At 62.5% G+C, this 6066-nt stretch carries 4 protein-coding genes and 2 pseudogenes; 3 read left to right on the top strand and 3 right to left on the bottom strand.

All coding sequences use genetic code 11. The features are described 5' to 3' along the window. Positions 1-216, bottom strand: a pseudogene (locus QTH91_RS20260) (aspartate 4-decarboxylase); the annotation flags it as partial. A gap of 21 nt (positions 217-237) precedes the next feature. After that, complete coding sequence (gene aspT / locus QTH91_RS20255) at positions 238-1938, bottom strand: aspartate-alanine antiporter (RefSeq protein ID WP_286661943.1); 1701 nt, start codon at positions 1936-1938, stop codon at positions 238-240. Between the two features lie 371 nt (positions 1939-2309). On the opposite strand from aspT, the gene QTH91_RS20250 reads away from it, so the two are divergent. Both QTH91_RS20250 and QTH91_RS20245 read left to right on the top strand, forming a co-directional pair. Beyond that, positions 2310-2678, top strand: coding sequence for a hypothetical protein (locus QTH91_RS20250; protein ID WP_286661942.1), 369 nt, complete (start codon positions 2310-2312; stop codon positions 2676-2678). Positions 2679-2971: 293 nt separating this feature from the next. Beyond that, entirely contained in the window at positions 2972-4996 is a 2025-nt protein-coding gene (locus QTH91_RS20245) for an ATP-binding protein (protein WP_286661941.1), read from the top strand. Between the two features lie 61 nt (positions 4997-5057). On the opposite strand, the pseudogene QTH91_RS20240 reads toward QTH91_RS20245, so the two are convergent. Then, positions 5058-5182, bottom strand: a pseudogene (locus QTH91_RS20240) (aldehyde dehydrogenase family protein); the annotation flags it as partial. Between the two features lie 210 nt (positions 5183-5392). Here QTH91_RS20240 and QTH91_RS20235 point away from each other — a divergent pair. Further along, positions 5393-6043, top strand: a complete 651-nt coding sequence (locus tag QTH91_RS20235) for a hypothetical protein (protein WP_286661940.1) — start codon at positions 5393-5395, stop codon at positions 6041-6043. The last annotated feature ends 23 nt before the right edge of the window (positions 6044-6066 follow it).

Here is a 6066-nt window from a genome sequence, read left to right as displayed (position 1 = left end):
CACGTCCATGACCCGCTTGCTCTCCTGAACCGCGAAGTGGCCGAGCGTGAAGAAGGCTTCGCGCGGCTCGGTGGCGACCCAGTTGGGGTTGCCGCGCCCCGCATTGAGGTAAGACTTGGCGGCGGCCTTGGCCGACTTGCTGGCGGCTTCGGCCAGGAAGTTCTTGATCTCGAAAGGTCCGAGCGCCTCGTAGTTGCGCAGCGTCATGATGTCCATGGTTGCTCCTTTGAAATTGCTTCAGCCACCGGCGCCGCCGAACTTCATCATCACGATGACGATGACCAGGCCCCAGATGGTGAGGAACGTGTTGCCGACCGCATAGGGCATGCCGTAGCCCAGCGCGGGAATGTTGCTCTTGGCCGCGTCTTGGACCATGCCCAGGGCCGCGGTGGTCGTGCGCGCGCCGGCGCAGCATCCGAGCAGGATGGCGGGGTCGAACTTGAAGATGTAGCGCCCGACGTACATGGCGATCAGAAGCGGCACCGACGTGGCGACGACGCCCCACAGGAAGAGGCTGAGTCCCAGCTTCTGAAGGCCGCCGATGAAGTCCGGCCCCGCATTGATGCCCACGATGGCGATGAAGACGTTCAGCCCGAGGTTGTTGAGCACCCACAGCGCCGGCGCCGGGATCTGGCCGAACTTGGGCTTGATGGTTCGGTAGTAGCCCAGAAACAGGCCCGCCAGCAAGGCGCCGCCCGACGTCGAAAGGCTGATCGGGACGCCGCCCACGGTGACGCTGAGCACGCCGAGCAAGCCACCGACCAGGATGCCCGCGGCGATGAACGAGATGTCGCTCACATCGGTGGGACGATCGGCGTAGCCGAGCACCTTGACGACCGCATTGACGTGGTCGACGCTGCCGCCGATCCGGATCACGTCCCCGCGCAGGATCTCGGTGCCGGGGAGCAGGGGAATATCGACCAGCTGCCGCGTGATCTTCGCCAGGTAGACGCCACGCGCCTCCGGCAACTGCGCCAGCTCGGCGATGGTCTTGCCGTTGATGGCCTTGCTGGTGACAAAGACGTCCACCACGGTGGCGGACACGTCCAGCAGTTCCGGGTCCTCGATCTCTTCGAGAATGCTCTCGACGTTTTCCACCAGCAGCTTGCGGGCGCCCGAGATGGCGACGAGATCGCCGACCTGAAGCACGGTATCGGGCTGCGCCACGATGATCTGGCCGTCGCGCTTGATGCGTTCGAAGAACACGCGAACGCCCGGGTAGGTGTCCTGGCACCGCTTGCCCGCAAGGCCGCTGTGTTCGGTGATCCGATAGCCGCGCACACCGAAGCGGTGATAGGCAGAAAGAATGCCGGTTTGCAGCGTCTTCTTGCCGCCGCCGAGTCGGGTCTCGTAGTCCTTGCAGGCCTTGACGAGGTCGATGCCAAGAAGCTTGGGCGCGAGCTTGGACAGGATGATCGCCGAGCCCACGGTGCCGAAGATGTACGTCACCGCATAGCCGACCGGAATCGAAGCCAGCATGGTCTTGGCCGCATTGGCATCGAGACCTGACTTGTTGATCTGATCGGTGGCGACGCCGATCGACGCGGAGATGGTTTGAGACCCCGCATACAGCCCCACCGCATAGCCCACATCCAGCCCGGCGATGAGTGCGCAAACGACGGGAACGACCAGGCAGGCCACCATCACGATCAACGTGAACGCAATCTGCTTGGGGCCATCCTTGCCAAGCCCGGCGAAGAACTGCGGGCCGACGCCGTAGCCGACCGCAAAGAGGAACAGCAGGAAGAACGTCGACTTGATGGGGCCGGGGATCGACAGTCCCAACTGCCCGATCGCCACGCCCGCGATCAAGGTCGCGGTGACTGCACCCAGATTGAATCCGAAGAACTTCTTCGGGCCCAGCCAGAAGCCGAAGGCCAATGCTGCGAAGAGACCCAGCTCAGGGTATTGCCGCAAGGTCTGAACGAGCCAATCCATGGGTATGTCTCCTTGGCATCTTCGTGTTTGATCGACACGCGGAACATAGGGCTGGCCTTTGGCGGCGCAAATCCTACTTTGGTCGGATGGATTACGCGCAATGCAGGTGCAGGGCCTAAGTTACTGTGGAGATTCGGGCGTCCCCGCTATGTGAGTTGCCATCTGTACCATATTGCCCAATGAAGATATTCGCGCTCCATGATTTCGACTGATGGGACATGCGTGGACGTTCGAGATGGTGCCGATGGAGTGCTGTCCCACCAAAGTAGGGTTTGCGCGGTGCGCTGAGTAGGAATAGCGTTGCCTCCCCTATGGGCGGCGATCCATCCGTTCGCCCCACAGAGGTCCTGCTTAGTCCTCGGAGGGCGCGCATGCAACAGATCCGCATCGTCCTTGCCGACCTGCCGGCCAACGTCGCCACAAGACAGTCACTGCAGGACACGGTGCATGAATACATCGAGGTCAAGGGGGGTGTTGTCACGCTCAATGCCTATGTTCAGCAGATCGAAGCGGTGTTCTCCAGGCCGTCGGAGCATGTGAACCTGGGGCAGACGCCGCAGCACCTCACGCGGACGGGCGTGCGCGTGGAAGGCGAGTATTCGGGGCCGGTGAACGACTTCGTGCTGACCGACCTGAGTATGGGCGACCGCCGCAGCGTCGCCATTGCGATCGCCCAATGTTCGCGCAGCGAATTGCCGCGCGGGGAAGACCTGTTCGCCATGGCCGAGCGCTTTCTATAGCAGGACTGGACATGCCCAATCCAGGCAGCCTTCGCATCGTCTTCCTCGTGGATGAGGATGTCGCGGTGCGCGAGGCCCTGGCGCGGCTGATCGACTTGTCGGCGCCGCGCGACTTCATAAGCCGGTGGATGGCGCGGCGTTGCTCGACAGCATCGAGTGGCTCATGCACGGCGAGGGGAGCGGCGGCGCCGCCGTGGGGCCCGGGTGAAATCCCTCCCGGAGGGGTTGACACATTCAACGATAAGTGAGGACCATTCGTACCACTCACGATCCCAAAGTGAGGAGGGGCGAGGATGGTCAGAGTTTCCACTGCCGCCAGCGCACAGCACCGGGCAGTAGGTGAGGTCACTGATCTCTTGCAGGATCGCGCCGAATTCGAGCGCGTCCTGACCAGCATTTCCGAGCGCATGGGCGAGATCGTCGATGGCGATTTCCTCGCCGGCGTCGAGGCGACCCTGCAGCAGCTCGTCCAGTACCTGGGCTATGACCGCTGCACCTTCTCGGAGTTCATCGCGGGCGACTACCTGAACGTGCTGTGCTCAGTCGGCGCCGGTGACGTTGCGGCGCTGCCGCGCGGCCGCTTCGATCAGCGCCTGCCCTGGTTTCTCTCTCAGTTGCGGGCGGGGCAGGTGGTCCAGATGGCCAAGCTGCCGCAAGACCTGCCGCTCGAAGCAGCTGAAGAGATGGCCCACGTGATTTCAATGGGGTTGATGTCGCACCTGTCGATTCCGCTGCACATCGGCGGCCGGGTGACGGCGGTGCTGTCTTTCGCGGCTTTCAGGGAAAGCCGCGCTTGGCCGATCGAGGTGGCGGCGCGACTGAAGATGGTGGGCCAGTTCCTGGCCGGCCTGCTGGCGCTGGAGCGTTCGGGCGAGGAGGTGCGCCAGTTGCGCCAGCGCATCTGGCATGCCGACCGGCTGCAGCGGCTGAGCACGCTCAGCGCCGCCATCGCACACCAAATGAATCAGCCGCTCACAGCCATATTGAGCAATGCCCAGGCCGGGCTGCGCTACATCGACCGGGGCCATGCCACACCGAAGGTCATGCGCGAGGTTCTGGAAGCGGTGGAGCGCGACGAAAAGCGCGCTGCGCAGACCATCCGCGCCATGCGTTCGCTGATGAAGCGCGACGACACCCGTTGCGAGCGCTTCCAACTGGCCGGTGCATTGGAAGATGTGCTGCGCCTGCTGAGCACCGAAATGCTGGGGCAGGGCATCCGGGTGGAGACGCGCTTCGACCCGTCCTGCCGGGTGGCGGGCGAGCGGACGCAGTTGGAGCAGGTGTTGCTCAACCTGATGTTCAACGCGGCGACCGCCATGCAGGACTGCCAACCGCTGGACCGCAGGATCCTAATTGAGGTGTCGCATGGTGCGCCCGGCAAGGTGATGTTGAGGGTGAGCGACACCGGCCAGGGCATCGCCGCCAGGGATCTAGCGACGATCTTCGAGCCGTTCTGGACCACACGTCGGGAAGGGCTGGGCCTGGGCCTGGCGATCTGCCGCTCCATCGTGGAATCGCATCGCGGCAGGATCTGGGGCGAATCCTCGCTCGGCCACGGCACCACGTTCTATGTCGAACTGCCGCTGGCGCCCCCAGACCTGCACGATTTGGCGGCGCTGCAGACCGCTGCCGCGCTGCGCGACACCATGCCCGCCCGCATCGAAACGGTGGAGCAGGCAGCGCCGTCCGCTTCGGTTGCACCGCTCGTGTGTGTAGTGGACGACGATGACGGCGTGCGCAAGAGCTTCGTTCGGCTGCTCGATGAGGCCGGCTGGGCTACGGCAAGCTTTGCATCGGCCGAAGACTTCCTGGCCGCGCCGCCCGAGGGTGATGTAGCGTGCCTTCTGCTTGACATGCAAATGCCTGGCATCTCGGGACCGCAGCTGCAGCAGCGGCTGGCCGAAAGCGGCATCGCGGCGTCTGTCCTTTTCGTCACGGGACACGGCGACGTGGCCGTCGGCATTGATGCGATGAAGCGCGGCGCGGTGGACTTCCTCGAGAAGCCGGTGGACGACGCGGTGCTGCTTGCTGCGGTGCAGCGGGCCTATAACAACTTCGCCGCCGTACAGGCGCAGACGCGGGTGCTGGCGGAGGCAAGACAGCGGCTGGCGCTCCTGTCTTCGCGTGAACGCGAGATCGTGGCCCATGTGGTCAAGGGGCGCCTCAATAAGCAGATTGCCGCGGACCTTGGTATTTCGGAGCAGACCGTCAAGCAGCACCGGGGCCGTGTGATGGAAAAGATGAGTGTTCGCTCGGTGGCCGACCTGGTGCGCGCCTGCGACGCTGCGGGAATGAGCGCCATGAGCCTTTCAAGGTGAAAGAGCGTGGCGAACGAGAAGGACTGGCTTCAAAGCGGACCGATTTCGCGCAGCTGGACGTGTCGATGTCGCGGAAGCGGATCACCGGCGACACAGGCCCGAAGGTCTCGTGCTTGACACCGTCATTTCGGGATCGACCCGCTCGAGCATCGCCGGCGAGTAGGAGGCGCTATGGTGCACATTGCCGTGCACATCCTTTTTCTCTAACCTTCTGATCTTGGCATCGACCCGTCCGAGCCAACAAGATCCTGTCTTTGAACAGCGGCGGCCTGACTATCAGTATCTTGGGCTATTCGGCGGCGTAGTTGGATCGCTGCATACAGGTCGTAGGGGATGCTATGAACCAGAAGTCATCCTCCCTTCTTACCTGATCGCTTCTATTGGAAGAGATAGCAAATGCGAAGGTTTCTCTCGACGTTCGATCGAAGTGATCAGATTGCGGCGCTGGCGCTAGTAGTCTCCGTCGCAGTTGCTCTGATTGCCTTTGTGGTCTCCGAGCGCGACAAGGAATTCCGCCGCCTTTCGACATTGCCTGCGCTATCCCTTTCGTTCGTCGACGGCAGCGACGACGCTCGAACAGGATTCATACTGAGGAACACGGGTCTTGGTCCTGCGCGAGTTTTGAACGTGCAGGTGTTCGTTCGGAACAATCTCGTCGCAGAGATTTACAATGATGACCAGTGGGTAAAGGTGCTTGCTGAGCTCAAGCGAGTTCGGCCTTCGGCCCCATCAAGTACATCGGTGCGGTTCAAGTCTTTCATGAGCGACTTTTACATGGCGCCTGGCGAAGTCGTGCCACTGATGTTTCAGAAGAACAGTGAACTTACCGAATCTTCTGCACAATTTCTACGCAACGCTGCCAACGACTTAGCGTTTGGCGTATGCGTCTGCTCCATCTACGAGGAATGCTGGCAATTCCGAAGCCCCGGACTGAGGGCCAATCCTTGCGACAGCCCACTTGCGGAGTACTTCCTCGGCGGCAGCGGAACCCTCGCTGATGCGCTCCGAAACGCGCCTAGGATGCTGGAGCCCTGGAAGCCCAAATGAGGATGATCGCAGGGCTGAAGGAC

This window comes from Variovorax dokdonensis (assembly GCF_030316895.1).
GTDB classification, from domain to species: Bacteria; Pseudomonadota; Gammaproteobacteria; order Burkholderiales; family Burkholderiaceae_C; genus Variovorax; species Variovorax dokdonensis.
This window is presented reverse-complemented; position numbering and strand designations above follow the sequence as displayed.